This window comes from Parageobacillus sp. VR-IP (assembly GCF_013357975.1).
Classification (GTDB): domain Bacteria; phylum Bacillota; class Bacilli; order Bacillales; family Anoxybacillaceae; genus Saccharococcus; species Saccharococcus caldoxylosilyticus.
Window position 1 is genome coordinate 71,631 of sequence record NZ_JABVYQ010000001.1, and the last position, 21,308, is coordinate 92,938.

The window sequence follows — 21,308 nt, forward strand, 5'->3', positions numbered from 1 at the left end:
TGTGCAGCGACGGATTTTATGGATTATAGGATGGGAGATTGGGCAAGAAAGAGGGGAAAGCATGTCTGTTTTTCGAAAATTAAAGCAGTTTTATCTTCCGTATAAAAAAGATTTTATTTGGTCGATGATTTTCTTGCTTGTTGTGACGGGGATTACGGTCGTATACCCAATGATTTTGCAACAGACGATTGACACCGTCATTCTCGGCGGGCAATACGATTTGGTGCCGTGGATGGCGCTTGGATTTATCGCGATCATGGCGCTGAAGGCATGGTCGACGTTTATCCAGCATTATTTGGCCGACATGTTTGGCATTCAATCAGTCCGCGCGCTGCGGGATGCTCTCTATGAAAAATTGCAGCGCCTGCCGTTTGGCTATTATGATAACGCGAAAACCGGCGATTTGATGTCCCGTCTGACATCGGATGTCGAAGGATTTCGTTTCTTTTTGGCGTTCGGTTTTTCCGAATTATTGCGGTTTCTCATTATGGTCGGCGCGAGCTTCTGTGTCATGCTATATTATTCTTCAACACTAACATTTGTGACTGTCGCCGCGCTGCCGTTTTTGGCCGTCGTCGTTTACCAGTTTGACAAACGCGTGCACCCCGCCTTTCGTGGCATTCGCCAGTCGTTTGGGAAACTGAATACAAAAGTGCAGGAAAACATCAGCGGGATTCATACTGTAAAGGCGCTTTCGAAAGAAGCAACGGAAATCGAGCGGTTTAATGAAAAGAACGGGAATTTGCGAACGAGCCAGCTTGTGACATCGGCGCTGTGGGCCAAATATTTTCCGCTTATGGAGGCGATCGGCAACATTTGCGTTGTGCTGCTGCTTGCGTACGGCGGCTACCTTGTGACGCATCACCAGCTGCAGCCGGGCGAGCTGGTTGCTTTTTACAGCTTGACGTGGTACATTTTAGGGCCGATTATGCAGCTTGGCTTTACGATAAATATGTTTTCGCAGGCAAAAGCATCTGGGGAACGGCTGTTGGGGATTTTAGAAGCGGAAGAAACGATTCGTGACGACAAGGCAGACGCTTCGCTAACAACGATTCGCGGAGAAGTCGAATTCCGCAACGTCACCTTGCATTATCAAAACAAGGCCGCTTTGGCGTTGGAAAATATCTCCTTCTACGCGCATCCTGGGAAAACGATCGGGCTCATCGGTGCAACCGGTTCGGGAAAATCGAGCATTACCCATTTGATTTCGCGCTTTTATGAACGAAACAAAGGGGAAATTTTGATTGATGGGCGCCCGATTGAGCATTATCCGCTAAAAACGCTGCGCTCCCACGTCGGCGTCGTCATGCAGGAAACGTTTTTATTCTCGTCGACGATTAAAGCCAATATCGCTTACGGACGGCCGGATGCGACGATGGAAGAGATTATCGAAGCGGCGAAGCGGGCCGGGGCGCATGATTTTATTATGGAACTTCCAGAGGGATACGACACGATTCTTGGCGAACGCGGCTTAGGGCTTTCCGGCGGGCAAAAGCAGCGCATTGCGATTGCCAGGGCGATTTGCAAAAATCCAAGCATTCTTATTTTAGACGACGCGACAAGTGCGGTCGATATGGAAACGGAATTTCGCATCCAATCGGCGCTGCGCGAAGTGATGAAAGGAAAAACGACGTTTATTATCGCCCACCGCATTTCTTCGTTGAAACATGCTGATGAAATTTTCGTGCTGGATCAAGGCAGAATTGTCGAACGAGGCACCCATGAGGAGCTGCTGCGGCAAAACGGATTATATAAACGCATTTATGATATTCAATATCGGAATCAGGCGACAGTTCTTCAGGAAACGGCAAGGTAGGTGAAAAAGATGAACATAGCAGAGAAAAAACGGCTGGTGATGGAGCGATTTCATTACCCGCAAGACGTGGCGATTGATAAACCGTTTAACTGGCGGCAAATGTGGCGGCTTTTAGGCTATTTAAAGCCGTACGTGACGAATTTGCTGCCGCTTTCGTTTACGACGGTGATGGTGGCTACCGTCGTGCGGCTCCTGCTGCCGATTTTAATCGGCGTGTACATGTTTGATAAAGCGATCATCCAAAAAAATACGAAACTGTTAACGATGCTCGTTCTTTTGATTGCCGGCTTATACCTTCTTTTATATGTGGCAAATTTTTTGCGCATCCGCTGGATGAACATGCTTGGGCAAAACGTCATTTACGATTTGCGCAAACATTTGTTTACGCATGTGCAAATGTTGTCGCACCGCTTTTTTGAACAGCGTTCCGCAGGGTCGATTTTGGTGCGCATCATGAATGACACGACATCGCTGCAGGACTTGTTTACCAACGGCGTGGTGAATTTGCTGACGGATGTCTTGCTGCTTGTCGGGATCATTACTATTTTGCTTTCGCTCAATGTGAAGCTGACGATCGCTATTATGGTGATTTTGCCGATCATGTTTTTCATTTCAACGAGCCTGCGGAAGCGAATCCGCGCTTCCTGGCAACGGGTGCGCATCAAACAGTCAAAATTAAACTCGCATTTGAATGAAAGCCTGCAAGGCATCCGCGTGACCCAGTCGTTCACGCAAGAGCAGGAGAACAGCGAGTACTTTCACGGGGTAAACGAAGAAAACTTTGCTACTTGGAAAGAAGCGGTCAAGAAAAACGCGATGTTCAGTCCGTTTGTCGAAATGACGACAGCGCTAGGAACGGCGATTTTAATATGGTATGGAGCGGCTTTGATTCAACATGACGAATGCACGATTGGCGAGTTTGTTTCTTTTTCTTTCTATTTAGGCATGTTTTGGGAGCCGATTTCGCGGCTTGGGCAAGTGTACAATCAAATTTTAATGGGAATGGCGTCATCAGAACGGATTTTTGAATTTTTGGATGAACGGCCGCTGGTCGGCGAGTCGGAAAATCCGATTGTCATCGAGCATATCCACGGACGCATCGATTTTGAAAACGTCGAGTTTTCCTATGATGACAAACGGAAAGCGTTAAAGGGGATTTCGCTCACGATTCATCCGGGGGAAACGGTCGCGCTTGTCGGACATACCGGGTCGGGGAAAACGACGATTGCCAATTTAATCAGCCGCTTTTACGATGCGACCGGCGGCGTCATCAAAATTGACGGCCATCCGATTCGGCAAATTTCGCTGGCCAGCCTGCGCTCGCAGGTAAGCATCGTGCTGCAGGATACGTTTATTTTCTCTGGAACGATTATGGAAAATGTCCGCTTCGGCAATCCGGGCGCGAGCGACGAGGATGTCATCGCCGCGGCAAAAGCAGTAGGGGCGCATGATTTTATTATGAAGCTGCCGAACGGATATGAAACGGAAGTGGAAGAGCGCGGAAATATTTTATCGGTCGGACAGCGCCAGCTCCTTTCGTTTGCGCGAACCTTGCTTGCCGACCCGAAAATTTTAATTTTAGATGAAGCAACGGCAAGCATCGATACGGAAACGGAGCTTGTTATTCAGCAAGCATTGAAAAAGCTGCTGAAAGGAAGAACGGCGATTATTATCGCCCACCGCCTTTCGACGATCCGCGATGCCGATAACATCATCGTGCTTGACCACGGCGAAATCATGGAACAGGGAACGCACGAGGAGCTGATACGAAAGCACGGCACCTATTACGAGCTGATTAAGGCGCAGCATAAAATGCTGGAAGTGTAACGATGTAAAGAGACTGACCATATTTCGGTTAGTCTCTTTTCCCTTGAATATAGAGAGATAGGCTTCAACGACAAATTTTTGGCGGCTTCGGTCCAATTTTGTTTTATTTATCCATGAAGGCTGTTTGCCGGTTAACAGAAAATATAAAAGGTAGCAGAAAGAAGTGATTAAGCTTTTTCGACGCCATTTTTTTAGCTATATGTTATACTACAAAATATTAAGGGGCACGAAATAAAATACCATTTAGAGGGAGGATGTTTTGTGAACATACAACAGAGCAAAGCATGGGCAGTGACAAAAGAAAGAATATGGACAAAAGATTTTGTCCTTATTTGTTTAGCCAACTTTTTTGTTTTTCTTGGCTTTCAAATGACATTACCGACAATTCCGCTGTTTGTTGAGCATCTTGGCGGCAATGACCAGCTGATCGGCTTAGTGGTCGGGATTTTCACCTTTTCGGCATTAATTATGCGGCCGTTTGCCGGTCATGCATTAGAAACAAAGGGGCGGCGTTTTGTCTTTTTGTTAGGGCTTGCGATCTTTGTTCTTTCGGTAGGATCGTACAGCTTTATTACGAGCATTTTATTGTTGTTTATGATGAGGGTTATTCAAGGGATCGGCTGGGGGTTTTCAACTACTGCCTCAGGCACGATTGCCACGGACATCATCCCTGCTAGCCGCAGAGGCGAAGGAATGGGATATTACGGGCTGTCAGGAAACTTAGCGCTGGCATTTGGACCGTCGCTTGGATTATTGCTTGCCGGCGTGTTGTCGTTTACCCCCCTTTTCTTGATTTGCGCCGCATTAGGATTGGCTTCCTTATTGTTCGCTGCGAATATTACATATAAAAAAGTCGAACCGCCGCGAAAGCAGGCACAGCGCAAATGGGACATTTACGAAAAAAGTGCGTTAGAGCCTTCGATCCTGCTTTTTTTTCTGACCGTGACATTTGGCGGAATTGCTTCGTTTCTACCACTATATACTGCAGAAAAAGGGATTTCAGGAATCCAATGGTATTTTCTGCTTTATGCGCTTGCCTTAATGGTAACAAGAACGTTTGCCGGCCAATTGTATGACAAAAAAGGACATCAGGTCGTATTTATTCCGGGTGCCGCGCTTATTTTGCTGGCGATGTTATTGTTGGCATGGCTGCCGAACAGCATGATGCTATTTACGGCAGCAATTCTTTACGGACTTGGATTCGGAACAGTGCAGCCGGCGTTGCAGGCATGGTCTGTCGAACGGGCGGCGAGAGACCGTAAAGGAATGGCAAACGCCACCTTTTTTGCCTTTTTCGATTTAGGAGTCGGAGTAGGCGCGATGGTCTTCGGGCAAATCAGCCATTGGTTCGGCTACTCCAGCATTTATCTTGCCGCGGCTTTGTCTGTGTTCATCTCTATCAGCTTTTATCTCTATATTTTGCAAAAACATAAAAAAGCAAACGCTTAGGGATATTGAACCACCTAAGCGTTTTTTGTTCTGATGGATTATCGGCGCGAACGCACTTCATAAATCGCAAATTTTAAATAATCGCCTTCATCGGCGGCAAGTAGCTTCGGATGGTCGTAGCCGGCGCCGTTCCAATATACTCGCCGCAAAATTTTCTTTGCGTCAAATGCCGCTTCGGCCACCATCTCTTCGAACATATGCGGGCGGACATGGTACGAGCAGCTCGATGTAACGAAAAAGCCGCCGTCTTTGACAAGCTTTAAGCCGTTTAAGTTAATGTCTTTGTAGCCGCGCAGCGCTTTCGGAACGGCATGCGCGGATTTGGCGAACGCCGGCGGGTCGATGATGACGACATCCCATTGTTTTCCGTCGTGAACCGCTTCGCGCAAATAGTCAAAAGCGTTGGCGACGACAAATTCGACGTTTGTAAAGCCGTTTAAGGCCGCATTGCGTTTCGCTGTTTCAATCGCGTGTTCGGAAATATCGACCGCGGTGACGTGCTTTGCTCCGTATAAGCAGGCGTTCAGCATAAATGAACCCGTATGGGTAAAGCAGTCAAGCACCGTTGTGCTGCTGTCAATGAGCGGTTTAATTGCCGCGCGGTTTTGCCGCTGGTCGAAGAAAAATCCGGTCTTTTGCCCGTTTTCAATATCGACGATATATTTGACGCCGTTTTCTTCAATGAGAACTTCCGTTTCTGCTTCGCCGTACCAAAAGCCTTTTTCCTGATCTAATCCTTCGAGTTCGCGGACGTACACGTCATTGCGCAAATAAATCGCCCGCGGCTGAAACACTTCCAGTAAGCCGCGCAAAATCCAGTCTTTCCGTTTTTCCATGCCGAGGGAAAGAATTTGCGCGACAAGCACGTCTTCGTATTTATCTACGATCAGCCCCGGCAAAAAGTCGGCTTCCCCGTAAATGGCGCGGCATGAGCGGACGCCGGGAATCATCCGTTCGCGGTACGCCCATGCTTGACGGATTCGCTCAACGAAAAATTGCTCATTTAACTCATCTTCGGGATTTTGCGTCAATACGCGGACAATCATTTGCGATTTTGGGTTAATATAGCCTTTGGCTAAAAAGTAGTGCTGATGGTTGTATACATCGACGAAATCTCCCGGTGCAAAATCGCCTTCAATATGATCGACTTCACTTTGAAAAATCCATGGGTGCCCTTGCTCGAGCCGTTTTTTCCGGTTTCGCTTTAAAAATACTTTCGCCACATTACCCACTCCAATATGATAGTAGTCGTTTGCGTTTTTATGATACCGAATTGCAGGCGAAGACGCAATGAAGGCAGCGTCCGTCGACATTTGGCAGGATGATTTTTTGAGATACCGAATACGGAAATGATGTGGAATAGAAAAAAAGGGTTGACAACCATTTACCGAGTGATATGATAAACTCAAACGAGAAAATTTCATAACGGACGCAATCCACTAGGGGGGCCTTTAGAAAGGCTGAGATCAAAGTGTGCCTTTGAGACCCTTAGAACCTGATCTGGGTAATACCAGCGTAGGGAAGTGGAGCAGCGCAGTCGTGGATCGATATTTTGTTGTAGTTTTGACGGCTCGTATGCAACGCCACTTTCTTTACGCCTTTGTAAAGGAAGTGGCGTTTATTTTTATGAAAAGAGGGGGAGAAGAGGATGTCATTTGCAAAAAAAGTGAGGAAAAAAGCTGACCCGATCTGGCAGGCAAGCTTTCATCATCCGTTTGTAAAAGAACTGGGAGAAGGGACGCTTGATCTAAGGCGTTTTCGCTATTATGTGATGCAGGATGCCTATTATTTACGCCATTTTGCGAGAGTGCAAGCGATTGGAGCGGCGAAGTCTCCAGATCTAGCGACAACCGCAAGGCTGGCGCATCATGCTCAGAGCACATGCGAGGCGGAATTGTCCTTGCATGAAACATTTGCTGAACTGCTTGGCATTACCGACGAAGAAAAAGCGGCTTTTATTCCGGCGCCGACGGCATACGCCTACACGTCCCATATGTACAGAGCGGCGTATGAAGGGCATTTGGGCGATGTCATTGCCGCAATTTTGCCATGCTACTGGCTCTATTATGAAATTGGCGAAAGATTAAAAGATTGCAAGCCAGATGAGCCGATTTATCAAAAATGGATTGGCACGTATAGCTCCGATTGGTTCCGCAGTTTAGTAGAAGAGCAGATCGCCCGGTTGGATGCGATCGCTGAAGCGGTCACGGAAGCGGACCGCAAGCGGATGGAGCAGCATTTTCTCATCAGCAGTGAATATGAGTACGAATTTTGGGAAATGGCCTATTATTTAGAAACATGGCCATCGGCAAGAAAGGAGATTCAAGCGTATGTCCACAACGACTAAAGGGTTGAAACTCGCTGATATTTTGACAACGATTGTGATTGCAGTGATATTCGGCATCATTTATAAAATTTGGGGACCAGTGTACGACTTTGTGAAAGTGTTTGGCTTTCATCTTGATCAATTGATTTACGGCATGTGGTTTATTGCCGCGTCAGTAGCGTATTTGCTCATTCGCAAGCCAGGCGTTGCGCTGTTGGCGGAAATTGCCGCTTCTTCCGGTGAATTGATCATGGGATCTGAGTGGGGGCTTGAAGTGCTTATTTATGGAGTGATTCAAGGGCTGTTGGCGGAAGTGGTATTTGCGGCATTTCGTTATAAGAGATTTGACGTGTTAGTTGTGTCGCTTGGCGCGATTGGAGCGACCATCGGCTCGCTGGTGATGGATTTTTACAAAGGATACATTGAAGCGCTGGCACCTTGGAATTTGGCATTATTCTTGATTGCCCGCTTTGTCGGCGCGGTGGTCATTTCCGGCTTTTTCGCCGTTTCACTAGTAAAAGCCTTAGAGAAAACGGGGGTAACGCAAATGTTGCGCCCGGCTTCGAAAGAAGATTATGACGCTCTTGATCGTTGAAAAAGGTGGCGGTGAAACGATGAAACCGATCGCTGCTGTAGAGCGGCTCCGCTTAAAATTTCCAGGCAAAGATACGCTCTTGTTTAAAGATTTATCGCTCACGTTTTACGAAGGGGAAAAAGTATTGCTGCTCGGTCCATCCGGATGCGGCAAATCGACGTTATTGCAAGTGTTGTCAGGATTGATTCCGAATTCAATCGATGTGCCGATGAAGGCGGAACGTCTGCAGCTTCCAACCAACTGGGGATATGTGTTTCAAGATCCTGACACGCAGTTTTGCATGCCGTTTGCCGATGAAGAAATTGCTTTTGCCCTTGAAAACATCGGTGTGCCGCGGAGCGAGATGCATCAGCGAATCAAAACGCTGTTAGAAAAAGTCGGCCTGTTTATCGAGCCGCATACCGATATTCACACGCTGTCGGGAGGGATGAAGCAGCGGCTGGCGCTGGCGTCTGTATTGGCATTGGATCCGGATGTGCTGTTTTTGGATGAGCCGACAGCGATGATCGATGAGGAAGGAACAAAAGAGATTTGGCAGACGGTGAAACGAATCGCTAAAGAAAAAACGGTTATTATTGTTGAACATAAAATCGATCATGTGCTCGATTTTGTCGACCGCATCGTTTTATTTAACGATGACGGGGAAATTATCGCCGATGACAAGGCACAAACGGTGTTTGCCAACTATAAAAACATCATCGCTTCTCAAGGTATTTGGTATCCGGGCGTATGGGAGGAGTATACGGCAAAGCGGCGCCGGAGCACGGAGAGCGGCGGGGAGAAAAGGATATATCTACGCCAATTTCAAGGCTATCGGTCCAATGAGGTGAAAATCCGCATTGAAGAAGCGGCCGTACATGCGGGGGAGTGGATTGCTGTCACGGGCAAAAATGGCGCCGGAAAAAGCACGCTCTTGCATGCGCTCATGAAGCTGATCCGTACCGATGGAACATATGAGCTATACGGCAAAGACAGCAAGCAGCTAAAACAGCTGCACCGCTTGCTTGCCTTTGTCTTTCAAAATCCGGAATTTCAGTTTGTCACCAATTCTGTACGCGAAGAGCTTGCTTATTCGCTTCGCTTGGAAAAACGAAAAGAGGCCGAGATTACGGAAACAGTGGAAGGGCTGCTGCGGCAGTTTCATCTTTATGAGCAGCAAGATCAGCATCCATATCAGCTTTCCATGGGGCAAAAACGCCGTTTAAGCGTCGCCGCTTCGATTGTAAGCGGACAGCAAATTTTTCTTCTTGATGAACCGACGTTTGGACAGGATGCGAAAAATACGTTTGCGCTTCTTGAACTGCTAGAGTCGTATCGCAGACAAGGGACAACCATCATTATGGCCACCCATGACGAAAATATTGTGAAGCATTTTGCCACCAGAAGATGGGTGATCGAAGACGGGCAGCTCGTCAAGGATGAATCGATTTCCGGGCAGCGGTCAACAGCAGCCGCTCTGTTTGTGTAGGGGGAACAGACGATGAAATGGAACATTCGCTATCGGGAAACATGGCTGCACCAAACAAATCCAAGTTTAAAACTGATCGTGCTTCTGTTTCTGTTTTTGGCTGTATTGTTTATTCATAATCCAAATGTATTAATCAATTTTTCGCTTGCGCTGCTTTTGCTGTTTATGTTCTCTACTGGCTACCCGTGGAAGTTTTTGCTGCTATTGTTTTTGCCATTTCTTCTTATCTTTGTTTCGACCGCTTCGTCGATGATGATGTTTGGCGAGGGGGAGACAACATGGTTTCGCTGGGGGCTGATCCATGTGACGGAGGAAAGCTTTTTGCGCGGGCTGCATATTGGCTTTCGCGCCCTTTCCTTCGCGTTCCTTGGGCTTTTGTTTTCCTTAACGACGAGGCCGGTCCGTTTGTTTTATTCTTTGATGCAGCAGCTAAAGTTAAAACCGAAATACGCTTACAGCTTTTTGGCGGCTGTGCGCTTGCTTCCGATTATGCTCGAGGAGTTTCAGACCGTGCATAATGCGTTAAAAGTGCGGGGAACGGCAAGCCACGGATGGCTGGAAAAAATGAAGCGCTATGCGATTCCGCTCCTGTCGCAAAGCATCCGCCGCGCCCAGCGCATCGCGGTGGCGATGGAAGCAAAGCGTTTTTCCAGCAGCACAGAGCGGACGTTTTACTATGAAATCGGCTTTAACAAATACGATATCGCGCTTGTCGCTCTATTCGCCTTTGTAGCGGCGGCGGCTTATTACACCGGCGTGCATTACCCGTATATTCCGGTTACCGATGTGCGCTAGAAAGCAAGGGATGACAATGACAAAACAGCTTCATCTCATTTCGACGGGAAAACAGTCTGCCGAACAGTTTGCGTCTATTTGTGCCCGCATCCATCCGTATATCGATGCGATTCATGTGCGGGAAAAAAGGAAAACGGCGCGCGAGGTTTCCGCGTTCGTTGCCGCTCTCATCGAAAGCGGGGTGCCGCCACAGAAGATCATTGTCAATGACCGCGTCGATGTGGCGGCGGTGTTTGGCGTAAAAGGGGTGCAGCTGGCGCACCACAGCTTATCGGTATGCCAAGTAAAGCCTCATTTTCCGGCGCTGGCTGTCGGCTGTTCGGTCCATTCGCTTGACGAGGCGAAGGAAGCAGAGAAAAGCGGCGCAGATTTTTGTATCTATGGACATATTTTTCCGACCGCAAGCAAGCCGGGGATGCGGCCGCGCGGAGTTGAATCATTGCGGATTGTTGCAGACGGCGTTCATATTCCGGTCATTGCAATCGGCGGCATTCACGCGGGGAATGCAGCGCAAGTGCTGCAGGCGGGTGCCGATGGGATCGCCGTGATGTCGGCGGTGTTTTTGGCGAAAGATCCTGTCGCGGAAACAAAAAAGCTCGCACATATAGTCAAACAAACATAGTAAATGAACAGGGGAGAGGGATGTTGATGGAACGTCATGATTACGATGTGTTGGTGGTTGGCGGAGGAATTATCGGCGCATCGATTGCATTTCAACTGGCAAAACGACAATTTCGTGTCGGCGTGCTCGAAAAAGAACGGATAGCAAGCCAGGCATCCAGCGCAGCGGCGGGAATGCTTGGGGCGCAGTCGGAATTTTTCGAAGAAAGTCCGCTGATTCCGTTTGCATTGAAAAGCCGGGCGTTCGTTCCGGAGCTTGCCGAGGAATTAAAAGAACTGACTGGCATCGATATCGGACTCGTCGAAAAAGGGATGCTGAAAGTGGCGGTGACCGAAGAAGAAGCTGCCGCACTTCGCCGCCATTACGAATTTTGGCGGCAGACGGATTATCCGCCGCGCTGGCTCTCGGCGGATGAGGCGAGGGAAATCGAGCCGCATGTTTCCTGCGATCTTGCGGCAGCGATGTATATTCCGAAAGACAGCCAAGTAAGCGCTCCCGATTTTGCGCTTGCATTGGCGAACGCTTCGATAGCCTATGGAGCAAAGTGGCATGAGTACACCGAGGCGATGCATTTAAGAAAGCTAGGCGATTCGTACGTAATCGAGACGAATCGAGGAACGTTTGCCGCGGACGTTGTCGTCATCGCTTCAGGGGCATGGTCTTCCCTGCTTCTTGCACAAACAGGTCTTTCTCTTTCGATGTATCCGGTCAAAGGCGAGTGCATCTCTGTGAAAACAGAAACGCCGCTCCTTCAAACGACTGTATTTGCCAAAAGCGGCTGCTATATCGTGCCGAAACGCGGAAACCAGCTGCTTATTGGGGCGACTTCGACGCCGCATACGTTTGATCGAAAAGTATCGGTTCAAGGAATGAGGAGTCTGCTCGAACGCGCATGTCGCCTTCTTCCGGAGTTGGAAAAGGCAGAATGGGAAAAGGCATGGAGCGGAATCCGGCCGCAAACGGGCGATGGTCTGCCGTACATAGGGGAACATCCTCATTACCCGCGCGTTTGGGTGGCGACCGGCCATTACCGTAACGGTATTTTGTTAAGCCCGATTACGGGCGTATTGTTGGCGGATTTAGTGGAAGGAAAAGAAACAGATGTCGATCTTGCTCCGTTTTCCCTCACACGACATCAGACAAAGGTGGGAAAGGAATGAAGCTTATTATTAACGGCGAATCGATTCATGTTCCCGAGCAGGTGAAAACGGTTAGCGATTTGCTTGCGCATTTTCAATTACAAAACAAGCTGGCCGTTGTCGAAGTAAATTTAACCATTATTGAAAAAAGCCAATATGACACGACAACCTTATGCGACGGCGATCAAATTGAAATTGTTCATTTTGTAGGAGGCGGTTGAGATGTTAAAAATCGGTCCATATGAATTTCAGTCGAGATTATTGCTCGGAACAGGAAAATATCCAAGTTTGGAAGTACAGAAACAAGCGGTCGAAGCGTCGGGAGCGGAAATTTTGACATTTGCGGTCCGGCGCATGAACATTTTTGAACCAAACCAACCTAACTTTTTGGAAAACTTAGATTTAGCAAAATACAAACTGCTGCCAAACACCGCGGGAGCGAAAACGGCGGAAGAAGCGGTGCGAATCGCGCGGCTCGCCAAAGCGTCGGGATTATGTGATATGATTAAAGTAGAAGTGATCGGCTGCGAGAAAACGCTGCTGCCAGATCCGGTAGAAACGCTAAAAGCAACGGAAATGCTGCTCGAGGAAGGTTTTATCGTTCTTCCGTATACTTCCGATGATGTTGTGCTGGCCAAACGGCTGCAAGAGCTCGGCTGCCATGCGGTGATGCCGGGTGCTGCGCCGATCGGTTCCGGACAGGGCATTGTCAATCCGCTCAACTTAAGTTTCATTATCGAGCAGGCGACAGTGCCGGTGATTGTAGATGCCGGAATTGGCAGCCCGGCTGACGCGGCATTGGCGATGGAGTTAGGGGCGGACGGCGTGTTGTTAAATACGGCTGTTTCCGGTGCAGCTGATCCAGTCAAAATGGCTAAAGCGATGAAATTAGCGGTGGAAGCGGGACGGCTCGGCTATGAGGCGGGCAGAATTCCGAAAAAACGGTACGCTACCGCAAGCAGTCCAACGGAAGGAATGAGTGTTGTTTGAACGAACGATATTCTCGTCAAGAGTTGTTTGCGCCAATTGGCGAAGAAGGGCAAAAGAAAATTAGACAAAAACATGTGCTTATTATTGGCGCCGGTGCGTTAGGAACAGGCAGTGCCGAGGCGCTGGTGCGCGCCGGCGTCGGTAAAGTGACGATTGTCGATCGCGACTATGTTGAATGGAGCAACCTTCAGCGTCAGCAGTTATACAGCGAAGCTGATGCAAAAGAGCGCCTGCCGAAAGCGGTTGCTGCTAAGCGGCGGCTTCAGGAAGTAAACTCCGATGTCGAAATCGACGCAATTGTCGGCGATGTGACGGCGCAAGAGCTTGAAGAGCTGATTACTACAAGAACGCCTGATCTTTTAATGGACGCGACCGATAACTTTGATACGCGCATGCTTATCAACGACGCCGCCTATAAATATCGCATCCCCTGGATTTACGGTGCCTGTGTCGGCAGCTATGGTATTAGCTACGCGTTTATTCCCGGCAAAACGCCATGTTTTCACTGCCTGCTTGACACGGTGCCGACGGGCGGCCTGACGTGCGACACGGCGGGAATTATCAGTCCGGCGGTACAAATGGTCGTCAGCTATCAAGTGACGGAAGCGTTGAAAATTTTAGTCGAAGACTGGGCGGCGTTGCGCAACAAGCTCGTGTCGTTTGATTTATGGAAAAATCAGCATACGGCGATACGCATTGATTCGGTGAAAAAGGAAGATTGCCCGACTTGCGGCTCCAAGCCGTCCTATCCGTTCCTTTCCTATGAGCAGCAAACAAAAACAGCGGTGCTATGCGGGCGCAATTCGGTGCAAATCCGCCCCGCTGTCAAACGAAATTATGATTTGCAAGAGCTGGCCGACTTGTTTGCGAAACAAGGATTGGCTGTGCATGTCAATCCATATCTTGTTTCCGTATCGCTTGGAAATGAGCGGCTTGTCATCTTTTCCGACGGGCGTGCGTTGATTCATGGGACAAAAGATATTCAAGAGGCGAAATCGATTTATTACCGCTATTTGGGCTAGGGGCCCTTTTTGTGGGAAGCCACCTTTTGTCTTGCTCTTGGCGATTGGCCAAAACATTGAGCCAAAATTCTCGAAGCAGTTAGGCGGGGAGGCTCACTTAAGTAATAAAATTGTCAAAAAGTTGTATAAAGTGTCTGCCACATAGAAAAAGTGCTATGTTACGATGATAATGGGGATGAATGATGAGGAGGGGACAAAATGGAAGAGCTATCCGTCACCTTGAATATTGCTTCTTTGCTGGTACTGGTATATTTTATCGGCTCATGCTTGATTGAGTCGTAAAAACTGCAGGGGTTACTCTGCAGTTTTTATTTCTTGTATGTTTAGACGATAGGCATTTGGTGAAAAATTTGATATGATAATCATATAAATGGATAATAATAACTGTTTTATTTTAGGAGTGTGAAGATTCTTTGGGAGAGTTGCCTCTAGGGTTGTTAGGGTGGTTTTTCCTTTGCGTGATGTTAAACGCTTTCTTTTCTTCGGCAGAAACTGCATTGTCGTCCGCCAATAAAATTCGTCTGAAAAATTATGTAGAAGAAAATCACCGTGGTAGTAAACGGGTAAATTATATTATGGAGCATTTAGACCACGTCTTATTGACTGTGCTTGTAGCCAATCGAATCACCGGCATTGTGGCGGTCGCTTTTTTAGTGGATATGGCGACAACCATGCTTGGGGAGCGCGCGGGTCTAGTCGCCGCAATTATCGTGATGACTGTGCTTCTCGTGGTCTTCGGTGAAATTTTGCCAAAATCGATTGCGAAAGTGCATGCGGAATCGTTATCGATTCGTTATGCAGGCATTATTTACGTATTGATGAAGTTGCTTTCTCCCGTCACGACGCTGTTTCATGCAGTAAGGGAACATGTCGCAAAATGGTTTACTAGCGGAGCGGTTGTTCCCGTGGTGACGGAGGAAGAAATTAAAGTAATGATTGATTTAAGCGAGGAAGAAGGAATTATTGACAATAAAGAAAAAGAGCTTATTCATCGTTCGCTCGATTTTGATGAAATTTTAGTGGAAGAAATTTTTACGCCACGGTCTGATATGGTTGCTGTCGAAGTAAACCAGCCGATCGAGGAGATCCGCGATGTGTTTTTAGAGGAAAAATACTCCCGCATCCCGGTATATGAGGGAGATATTGATAATGTTATCGGCATTTTGTCGGAAAGCGACTTTTTTAGTGAACTGGTGCAGCAAAAAGAGGTCAACATTCGCAAGTTATTACGCAAGCCGCTGTTTGTCGTGGAATCGATGAAAATTTCCGATTTGCTGCCGGAGTTTCAAAAAAGCAAGGTGCATATGGCCATTGTTGTCGATGAGTTCGGCGGTACCGCCGGGTTAATTACACTCGAAGATATTATTGAACAAATTGTTGGCGAAATATGGGACGAACATGATGAAGCGGTAAAAAGTATCCGGCAAATCGATGAGAACAGCTATGAGTTTAACGCCGAATTGCCGCTTGATGAATTTTGCGAAATGATGAAAATTGATACGCCGGAAAGCGCGTCGCACACGTTAGGCGGCTGGATATTTGAAATGTTTGAACGCGTGCCAAATGTTGGTGAAACACTGCATTACGGGCCGCTTACATTTACGGTGCGGCAAGTGGAAAACCGTCGAATTCGCAAAGTGCTTGTTTCGCTAAACAAACCGTTGGCGGAAAATATATAAGGAGCGTAAAGCTCCTTTTTTTTGACTAGAAGGGGAATAAATCATTTCTTTTCCATTTGACAACTTGCTTATGGCTTTTTTATTATAACATAGGTGTTAAAAACCAATCGGAATGATGGAGGTTTGGAATATATGAAAAAAATTTTATTACGAAGTCTGTTCTTTTTGATGGCGGCTTCTATTTTGTTATTGGCTGCATGCGGCAATCAGCAATCGCAAGAGAAGCCGAATAAGCAAGCAAACGATTTATTAGCGCAGGTGAAAAAATCCGGAGAGTTGCGAATTGGAACAGAGGGCACCTACCCGCCGTTTACTTTTCACGATAAAAGCGGAAAGCTAACCGGATTCGATGTGGATTTGGCAAGAGAAGTAGCGAAGCGTCTTGGGGTTAAACCAGTATTTATGGAAACACAGTGGGATGCGATGTTTGCAGGATTGGATGCGAAACGGTTTGATATGATTGCCAATGAAGTCGGAATCCGCCCGGACCGACAACAGAAATATGATTTTTCTGATCCGTATATTACTTCCATGGCGGTGTTAGTCGTTCATAAAGATAACAAGAAAGTATCTAAATTTGAAGACATAAAAGGGCTAAAAGCGGCACAATCGATGACAAGCAATTTTGCCGATTTAGCACGGTCTTACGGCGCGCAAATTGTCGGCGTAGAGGGATTTAATCAAGCGATCGAATTGTTAAGCTCGAAAAGGGCGGACGTTACGATTAATGATAACTTATCGGTTCTTGATTATTTAAGACAAAAACCGGACGCGCCAATTAAAATTGTGGCGAAGCACAGTGATGCATCTCAAAGCGGGTTTATGTTCCGCAAAGGCAGCGATACATTGGTAGAAGCTGTGAATAAAGCGCTAGAAGATATGAAAAAAGACGGCACATACGCAAAAATTTCTAAGAAATGGTTTGGTGAAGATGTATCTAAGTAATGTGATGGTAGACCCTGAAAGAGTAAGCAGATTGGTATCCATTGCACAAAGTTCCTTTCTCCCTTTGGTGAAGGGAGCTTTGTATTATACGATTCCGCTGACGATTATTACGTTTTCCATTGGGCTGGTATTAGCAATTGCTACAGCTTTGGCGCGTATCTCCGGAATAAAAGTATTAGAAATGATCGCTAGAATATATGTATCCGCCATCCGCGGGACACCACTTCTTGTTCAGTTGTTTATTATCTTTTACGGACTGCCGAATATTGGCATTACAATCCCTTCATTTCCTGCCGCCGTTATTGGCTTTTCCTTAAACGTCGGTGCATATGCTTCAGAGATTATCCGTGCTGCAATTTTATCCATTCCGAAGGGTCAATGGGAAGCGGCGTATTCGTTAGGAATGACGTCGTGGCAGGCACTGCGCCGGGTAATATTCCCACAGGCAGCGCGGGTTTCGATTCCACCGCTGTCCAATACATTCATTAGCTTAGTCAAAGACACGTCGCTTGCATCGCTTATTCTTGTTTCGGAGATGTTTCGGAAAGCACAAGAAATCGCCTCGACGAACTATGAATTTCTATTATTATACACAGAAGCGGCAGTTATTTATTGGGTGATTTGCTTTCTATTATCAATTGTGCAAAACCGAATCGAAGAGCGCTTAAATCGTTATATTGCAAGATAACCGATAAGGAGATATCATGATGATTTCTGTTCAAGGTTTATATAAGCAATTTGGTGACATAGAAGTATTAAAAGGGATCGATATCACAGTAGAAAAAGGAAAAGTAGTGGTTATTATCGGTCCATCAGGGTCGGGAAAGACGACGTTTTTGCGTTGTTTAAATGCGCTTGAAACGCCGACGAAAGGGAAAATTTCGATAGCAAATAGTCAGCTTGATTTTTCGAAGCCTGTGACGAAGCGTGAGATTCATGAATTTCGTCGGTTAACAGGAATGGTGTTCCAAAACTATAATTTGTTTCCGCATATGACTGCGCTGGAAAATGTCATGGAAGGACCTGTTACGGTTAAACGGGAAAAGAAAGAACATGCGCGGGAAAAAGCGATGGAATTATTAGCTAAAGTGGGACTCGAAGATAAAGCGCACCATTATCCATTTCAGCTGTCTGGAGGGCAACAGCAGCGTGTCGGGATTGCGCGGGCGCTTGCTATGGAACCGGAAGTCATGCTGTTTGATGAACCGACATCAGCATTGGATCCAGAGCTTGTCGGTGAAGTACTGAAAGTCATGAAAAGTTTAGCAAATGAAGGGATGACAATGATCGTCGTCACTCATGAAATGAGGTTTGCGAAAGAAGCAGCCGATGAAGTGGTTTTTATGGATGGAGGAATCATCGTAGAAAGAGGAGCTCCAGAACAGTTGCTCGTTTCACCAAAACATGAACGCACAAAACAATTTTTACAACTCATCGAGTAACAAGACAAATGAAGCCCCAGGCAAGGCGCCTGGGGCTTTAGCCATGTATATGAAGTTGTTATTGGCGAGCGCCGAATTGACCGCCAAGTTGTTGTTGGGCCATTGCGACAAGACGTTTTGTAATTTCGCCGCCAACAGAACCGTTAGCGCGAGAAGTGGTATCAGGGCCAAGATTTACACCAAATTCTTGAGCGATTTCATACTTCATTTGGTCGATTGCTTGTTGCGCACCAGCAACTAACAATTGGTTAGAATTGTTGTTACGTGCCATGTGTCATCATCTCCTTGTTTGAGTTTTGTTGGCTGGGTTAGCTGGAATTGCACCAGCAACGCATGCTATAAAGCATGCTGCCAAGCTTGGCTGAACCCAATGGGTTATTGGTTGCTTGCACTAATAGTTTGAAACGTTTTGTGTTCATTATTCACCGATTTTTTATGGAAATTTTTAACGTTTTACCGTTGCCGAAATCAGGGAATATGTAAAATAAGGGATTGTGTTTAGGAGGAAACAGCATGAACATTTGCCCACTATGCAACGGATTGTGTAAGGTGACGGTATATTGCAACCATTGTCAACAGCCGATGCAGGATCAAGGAAAGATAACCGATTATTTTGATGACTATAGTCCTTATATGGATATCAATATGATGAAATTAGTGGATGGCTATCCGCACACATTAGCCAACCATGAATGTGTGCATCTGTTTTACTGTCCATACTGCAAGCAGGAAGAAGTGCGGTTTATTAAAGAATAGGCTCTAGCATCATCGCTAGAGCCTGTATAGCGTTTATATGAAAATAAGGGGGAACCATATCGTTATTTTTCATTAGCAGGACGGATTCGTTTTTCCGTTTCGATATCGAAAAAGTGCGCTTTGTTCATATCTAAGGCAAGGTCTAATTGGTGGCCTGGCTTGATTTCCGTGCGGGCGTCGATGCGCGCGACAAATTCTTGTCCATTAATATTGGAATAAATCATCGATTCTGCACCAAGCAGCTCGGCTACCTCAACGTGGGCGGTAATTTTCGTATTTGGCGATGATTCAAGGAAGAGTGGTTCATCATGGATATCTTCTGGACGAATGCCTAAGATGACTTCCTTGCCGACGTAGCCTTGATCGCGAAGCGCTTTCATTTTTCCTTCCGGAACATCGAGTCTAATATTGCCGACAACAAACTTGCCGTCCTGCAGTGTTCCTTTAATAAAGTTCATCGCTGGGGAGCCGATAAAGCCGCCGACGAAAATATTTTCCGGTTTTTCATATACTTCTCTTGGCGTGCCGACTTGTTGAATAACCCCGTCTTTCATCACTACTAGCCGTGTTGCCATCGTCATTGCTTCCGTTTGGTCGTGGGTGACGTAAATCGTTGTCGTTTCCAAACGTTGATGCAATTTCGCAATTTCGGAACGCATTTGTACGCGCAGTTTGGCATCCAAGTTGGAAAGCGGCTCGTCCATTAAAAATACTTTGGCATCACGGACGATGGCGCGGCCTAGCGCGACGCGTTGACGCTGACCACCGGAAAGAGCTTTTGGCTTGCGGTCCAGATATTGTTCCAGTCCGAGAATGCGCGCTGCTTCACGGACGCGTCGTTCGATTTCCGCTTTCGGGAATTTGCGTAATTTCAAGCCGAATGCCATGTTATCATAGACGCTCATATGCGGATAAAGCGCATAGTTTTGAAATACCATCGCAATATCGCGGTCTTTTGGCGGAACATCGTTCATCCGCTTGCCGTCGATATACAAGTCGCCTTTTGAAATTTCCTCAAGACCGGCAATCATCCGCAATGTTGTCGATTTTCCGCAGCCGGACGGACCGACAAAAACGATGAATTCTTTGTCTTGAATATGCAAGTTGAAATCTTTTACCGCTGTGACGTTGTTATCGTAAATTTTATAAATGTGCTCTAAACGAAGTTCTGCCATTGTCACGCACCTCCATTATGAAATCGGTTTCAACCGCTTTAAGCATACAGAAAAATAGGAAGATTCGTAAATGGACAATTTGCACAAAAAAGAGTCGTCATTTTTGGCAAGATGCCAAACGGCAAAGACGATAGGAAAACGATATCAGTTTCACCTGAAGATTCTGCTTCTAGTAAGAAAAAATAGAGCATCCACTTTTTTGGTTGTTAAGCGGCCGAACAACGTTTGCTTTTTTCTTAGTAAAAATAAAAAGGGGGGCATTCCGTTACCATTTTAAACGTGCTTGGCTTCCATTGGACTCAGCAGCGTTTATTGATCTGTATATTGCTGCAACAATATTGCCAAATAAACGGCTACCGCCCCTTTAAAATGTTTAATATCGATTCCTGTTTTTTCAATAAATTTATCAATGCGGTATTGCAGGCTGTTGCGGTGCATATATAATTTTTTCGCTGCCATGGAAACGTTAAGATTGCATTGCAGAAATGTTTGTATGATCCGCAGCCATTCATCGTCCAATGTTTTGAGAAAAGGAAAGGCCTTTTTGACCGCTTCCAGTTCGGGATGGCCATGAATCAGCAAAAGCGGAATCACATCTTCCATTTGATAGACCGTCTGTTTCGGCATATATGTCTGGGCTAACTCGAAGCAACGTTTTTCATAGCGGAATGACTCGTAAAGCTGATCATCGTACGGATGGATTTGTCCGATAAATAAATGAATGGTAGCGTAAAAATCGGTTGCCAGCGTATCGATAATATCAGCAAATGGCAAAGGTTCTGCCGCTTGCTTTTGTTTCTTCTCAATAATGACGCCGCGATGTTCATGCTCCCAAACGATTGTAATCGGGTCAGGGAACAATCCGCTCACGGCATCGTAAAAGTCGTCTTTATTTGTAACCGATCTTTTTGTTATAAAGTGAATAAAACGGCAATATGGAGGCAGGGAGAAGAGATGCTGCAGCATCGTTGCATCTTCGTGCATGATCCATCGCTGCCATGCCTGCTCTTCTTCGCTCATCGTACGATCCGCGTCAAGAATCGGGGTGAGAAAGATCGACAATAACTGTTTCTCCCGTTTGGATAGGCGGTGTTTATCGATGCCGATTTTATCTCCCTCTTTTGTATAAAACCATTCATATCTAGCGGCGTCAGCGACCTGTTCGTTAATGACGATTGCATCTTTGTAATAAGATTTTAGCCGTTCAAGCATCGGTACGTTTCCTTTCTTTCTTCATGTTAATTTCATTATAATACAAAAAA

21 protein-coding genes and 1 riboswitch are annotated in these 21,308 nt (G+C 46.6%); of the genes, 17 read left to right on the plus strand and 4 right to left on the minus strand.

The window, feature by feature from the left end; translation table 11 throughout:
* The first annotated feature begins 61 nt into the window (after window positions 1-61).
* The 3 genes from HT574_RS00510 (at window position 62) to HT574_RS00520 (ending at window position 5,092) form a co-directional block, all read left to right on the plus strand.
* Entirely contained in the window at window positions 62-1,816 is a 1,755-nt protein-coding gene (locus HT574_RS00510; RefSeq protein ID WP_175243079.1) for an ABC transporter ATP-binding protein, read from the plus strand.
* A gap of 9 nt (window positions 1,817-1,825) precedes the next feature.
* Window positions 1,826-3,643, plus strand: a complete 1,818-nt coding sequence (locus HT574_RS00515) for an ABC transporter ATP-binding protein (RefSeq protein WP_175243080.1) — start codon at window positions 1,826-1,828, stop codon at window positions 3,641-3,643.
* Between the two features lie 261 nt (window positions 3,644-3,904).
* Entirely contained in the window at window positions 3,905-5,092 is a 1,188-nt protein-coding gene (locus HT574_RS00520; protein WP_175243081.1) for an MFS transporter, read from the plus strand.
* 38 nt (window positions 5,093-5,130) lie between these two features.
* On the opposite strand, the gene HT574_RS00525 is transcribed toward HT574_RS00520, so the two are convergent.
* The gene (locus tag HT574_RS00525; protein ID WP_175243082.1) at window positions 5,131-6,315 is read right to left on the minus strand and encodes a class I SAM-dependent rRNA methyltransferase; all 1,185 of its coding nucleotides are present in this window, start codon (window positions 6,313-6,315) and stop codon (window positions 5,131-5,133) included.
* A gap of 208 nt (window positions 6,316-6,523) precedes the next feature.
* A riboswitch (TPP riboswitch) is annotated at window positions 6,524-6,631 on the plus strand.
* Window positions 6,632-6,740: 109 nt separating this feature from the next.
* Here HT574_RS00525 and tenA point away from each other — a divergent pair.
* The 13 genes from tenA (at window position 6,741) to HT574_RS00590 (ending at window position 18,115) form a co-directional block, all read left to right on the plus strand.
* Window positions 6,741-7,439, plus strand: coding sequence for a thiaminase II (tenA, locus tag HT574_RS00530; protein WP_175243083.1), 699 nt, complete (start codon window positions 6,741-6,743; stop codon window positions 7,437-7,439).
* Window positions 7,423-8,013 carry an ECF transporter S component gene (locus HT574_RS00535; protein ID WP_017435807.1) on the plus strand — a complete coding sequence of 197 codons (591 nt, stop codon included), beginning with the start codon at window positions 7,423-7,425 and terminating at the stop codon, window positions 8,011-8,013. The genes tenA and HT574_RS00535 overlap by 17 nt, the downstream gene beginning before the upstream one ends.
* Before the next feature lie 19 nt (window positions 8,014-8,032).
* Window positions 8,033-9,481, plus strand: coding sequence for an ABC transporter ATP-binding protein (locus tag HT574_RS00540; RefSeq protein WP_175243084.1), 1,449 nt, complete (start codon window positions 8,033-8,035; stop codon window positions 9,479-9,481).
* Between the two features lie 12 nt (window positions 9,482-9,493).
* A complete protein-coding gene (locus HT574_RS00545; RefSeq protein WP_175243085.1) occupies window positions 9,494-10,276 on the plus strand; it encodes an energy-coupling factor transporter transmembrane component T family protein in 783 nt (260 codons plus the stop codon).
* A gap of 16 nt (window positions 10,277-10,292) precedes the next feature.
* The gene (gene tenI, locus HT574_RS00550) at window positions 10,293-10,898 is read left to right on the plus strand and encodes a thiazole tautomerase TenI (RefSeq protein WP_175243086.1); all 606 of its coding nucleotides are present in this window, start codon (window positions 10,293-10,295) and stop codon (window positions 10,896-10,898) included.
* 26 nt (window positions 10,899-10,924) lie between these two features.
* On the plus strand, window positions 10,925-12,058 hold the full coding sequence (gene thiO / locus HT574_RS00555) for a glycine oxidase ThiO (RefSeq protein WP_175243087.1): 1,134 nt from the start codon (window positions 10,925-10,927) through the stop codon (window positions 12,056-12,058).
* Window positions 12,055-12,258: a sulfur carrier protein ThiS gene (gene thiS, locus HT574_RS00560; RefSeq protein WP_017435812.1), complete on the plus strand. Its 204-nt coding sequence runs from the start codon at window positions 12,055-12,057 to the stop codon at window positions 12,256-12,258. The genes thiO and thiS overlap by 4 nt, the downstream gene beginning before the upstream one ends.
* A gap of 1 nt (window position 12,259) precedes the next feature.
* Window positions 12,260-13,027, plus strand: a complete 768-nt coding sequence (locus tag HT574_RS00565) for a thiazole synthase (protein WP_042410698.1) — start codon at window positions 12,260-12,262, stop codon at window positions 13,025-13,027.
* A complete protein-coding gene (locus HT574_RS00570) occupies window positions 13,024-14,049 on the plus strand; it encodes a thiazole biosynthesis adenylyltransferase ThiF (RefSeq protein WP_175243088.1) in 1,026 nt (341 codons plus the stop codon). The genes HT574_RS00565 and HT574_RS00570 overlap by 4 nt, the downstream gene beginning before the upstream one ends.
* Before the next feature lie 413 nt (window positions 14,050-14,462).
* On the plus strand, window positions 14,463-15,728 hold the full coding sequence (locus tag HT574_RS00575) for a hemolysin family protein (RefSeq protein WP_175243089.1): 1,266 nt from the start codon (window positions 14,463-14,465) through the stop codon (window positions 15,726-15,728).
* A 132-nt stretch (window positions 15,729-15,860) separates the two neighbouring features.
* A complete protein-coding gene (locus HT574_RS00580; RefSeq protein ID WP_017435816.1) occupies window positions 15,861-16,673 on the plus strand; it encodes an amino acid ABC transporter substrate-binding protein in 813 nt (270 codons plus the stop codon).
* Window positions 16,660-17,361, plus strand: a complete 702-nt coding sequence (locus HT574_RS00585) for an amino acid ABC transporter permease (RefSeq protein WP_175243090.1) — start codon at window positions 16,660-16,662, stop codon at window positions 17,359-17,361. Before HT574_RS00580 ends, HT574_RS00585 begins: the two co-directional genes overlap by 14 nt.
* Window positions 17,362-17,380: 19 nt before the next feature.
* A complete protein-coding gene (locus HT574_RS00590) occupies window positions 17,381-18,115 on the plus strand; it encodes an amino acid ABC transporter ATP-binding protein (RefSeq protein WP_175243741.1) in 735 nt (244 codons plus the stop codon).
* 58 nt (window positions 18,116-18,173) lie between these two features.
* Here the strand turns inward: HT574_RS00590 and HT574_RS00595 are convergent, their stop codons facing one another.
* On the minus strand, window positions 18,174-18,386 hold the full coding sequence (locus tag HT574_RS00595; protein WP_017435819.1) for an alpha/beta-type small acid-soluble spore protein: 213 nt from the start codon (window positions 18,384-18,386) through the stop codon (window positions 18,174-18,176).
* A 242-nt stretch (window positions 18,387-18,628) separates the two neighbouring features.
* On the opposite strand from HT574_RS00595, the gene HT574_RS00600 reads away from it, so the two are divergent.
* Complete coding sequence (locus HT574_RS00600) at window positions 18,629-18,871, plus strand: hypothetical protein (RefSeq protein ID WP_175243091.1); 243 nt, start codon at window positions 18,629-18,631, stop codon at window positions 18,869-18,871.
* A 62-nt stretch (window positions 18,872-18,933) separates the two neighbouring features.
* Here the strand turns inward: HT574_RS00600 and HT574_RS00605 are convergent, their stop codons facing one another.
* Both HT574_RS00605 and HT574_RS00610 read right to left on the minus strand, forming a co-directional pair.
* Complete coding sequence (locus tag HT574_RS00605) at window positions 18,934-20,046, minus strand: ABC transporter ATP-binding protein (RefSeq protein WP_017435821.1); 1,113 nt, start codon at window positions 20,044-20,046, stop codon at window positions 18,934-18,936.
* Between the two features lie 309 nt (window positions 20,047-20,355).
* Window positions 20,356-21,258, minus strand: a complete 903-nt coding sequence (locus tag HT574_RS00610; RefSeq protein WP_175243092.1) for a helix-turn-helix domain-containing protein — start codon at window positions 21,256-21,258, stop codon at window positions 20,356-20,358.
* Window positions 21,259-21,308 lie beyond the last annotated feature (50 nt).

Coding starts and splice junctions, on each gene's coding strand:
- thiO (WP_175243087.1), top strand. CDS start 10,925: ATGGAACGTCATGATTACGATGTGTTGGTGGTTGGCGGAGGAATTATC.
- HT574_RS00605 (WP_017435821.1), bottom strand. CDS start 20,046: ATGGCAGAACTTCGTTTAGAGCACATTTATAAAATTTACGATAACAAC.
- HT574_RS00600 (WP_175243091.1), top strand. CDS start 18,629: ATGAACATTTGCCCACTATGCAACGGATTGTGTAAGGTGACGGTATAT.
- HT574_RS00545 (WP_175243085.1), top strand. CDS start 9,494: ATGAAATGGAACATTCGCTATCGGGAAACATGGCTGCACCAAACAAAT.
- HT574_RS00515 (WP_175243080.1), top strand. CDS start 1,826: ATGAACATAGCAGAGAAAAAACGGCTGGTGATGGAGCGATTTCATTAC.
- HT574_RS00610 (WP_175243092.1), bottom strand. CDS start 21,258: ATGCTTGAACGGCTAAAATCTTATTACAAAGATGCAATCGTCATTAAC.
- HT574_RS00565 (WP_042410698.1), top strand. CDS start 12,260: ATGTTAAAAATCGGTCCATATGAATTTCAGTCGAGATTATTGCTCGGA.
- HT574_RS00585 (WP_175243090.1), top strand. CDS start 16,660: ATGTATCTAAGTAATGTGATGGTAGACCCTGAAAGAGTAAGCAGATTG.
- HT574_RS00535 (WP_017435807.1), top strand. CDS start 7,423: ATGTCCACAACGACTAAAGGGTTGAAACTCGCTGATATTTTGACAACG.
- tenA (WP_175243083.1), top strand. CDS start 6,741: ATGTCATTTGCAAAAAAAGTGAGGAAAAAAGCTGACCCGATCTGGCAG.
- thiS (WP_017435812.1), top strand. CDS start 12,055: ATGAAGCTTATTATTAACGGCGAATCGATTCATGTTCCCGAGCAGGTG.
- HT574_RS00540 (WP_175243084.1), top strand. CDS start 8,033: ATGAAACCGATCGCTGCTGTAGAGCGGCTCCGCTTAAAATTTCCAGGC.
- HT574_RS00510 (WP_175243079.1), top strand. CDS start 62: ATGTCTGTTTTTCGAAAATTAAAGCAGTTTTATCTTCCGTATAAAAAA.
- HT574_RS00590 (WP_175243741.1), top strand. CDS start 17,381: ATGATTTCTGTTCAAGGTTTATATAAGCAATTTGGTGACATAGAAGTA.
- HT574_RS00580 (WP_017435816.1), top strand. CDS start 15,861: ATGAAAAAAATTTTATTACGAAGTCTGTTCTTTTTGATGGCGGCTTCT.
- tenI (WP_175243086.1), top strand. CDS start 10,293: ATGACAAAACAGCTTCATCTCATTTCGACGGGAAAACAGTCTGCCGAA.
- HT574_RS00595 (WP_017435819.1), bottom strand. CDS start 18,386: ATGGCACGTAACAACAATTCTAACCAATTGTTAGTTGCTGGTGCGCAA.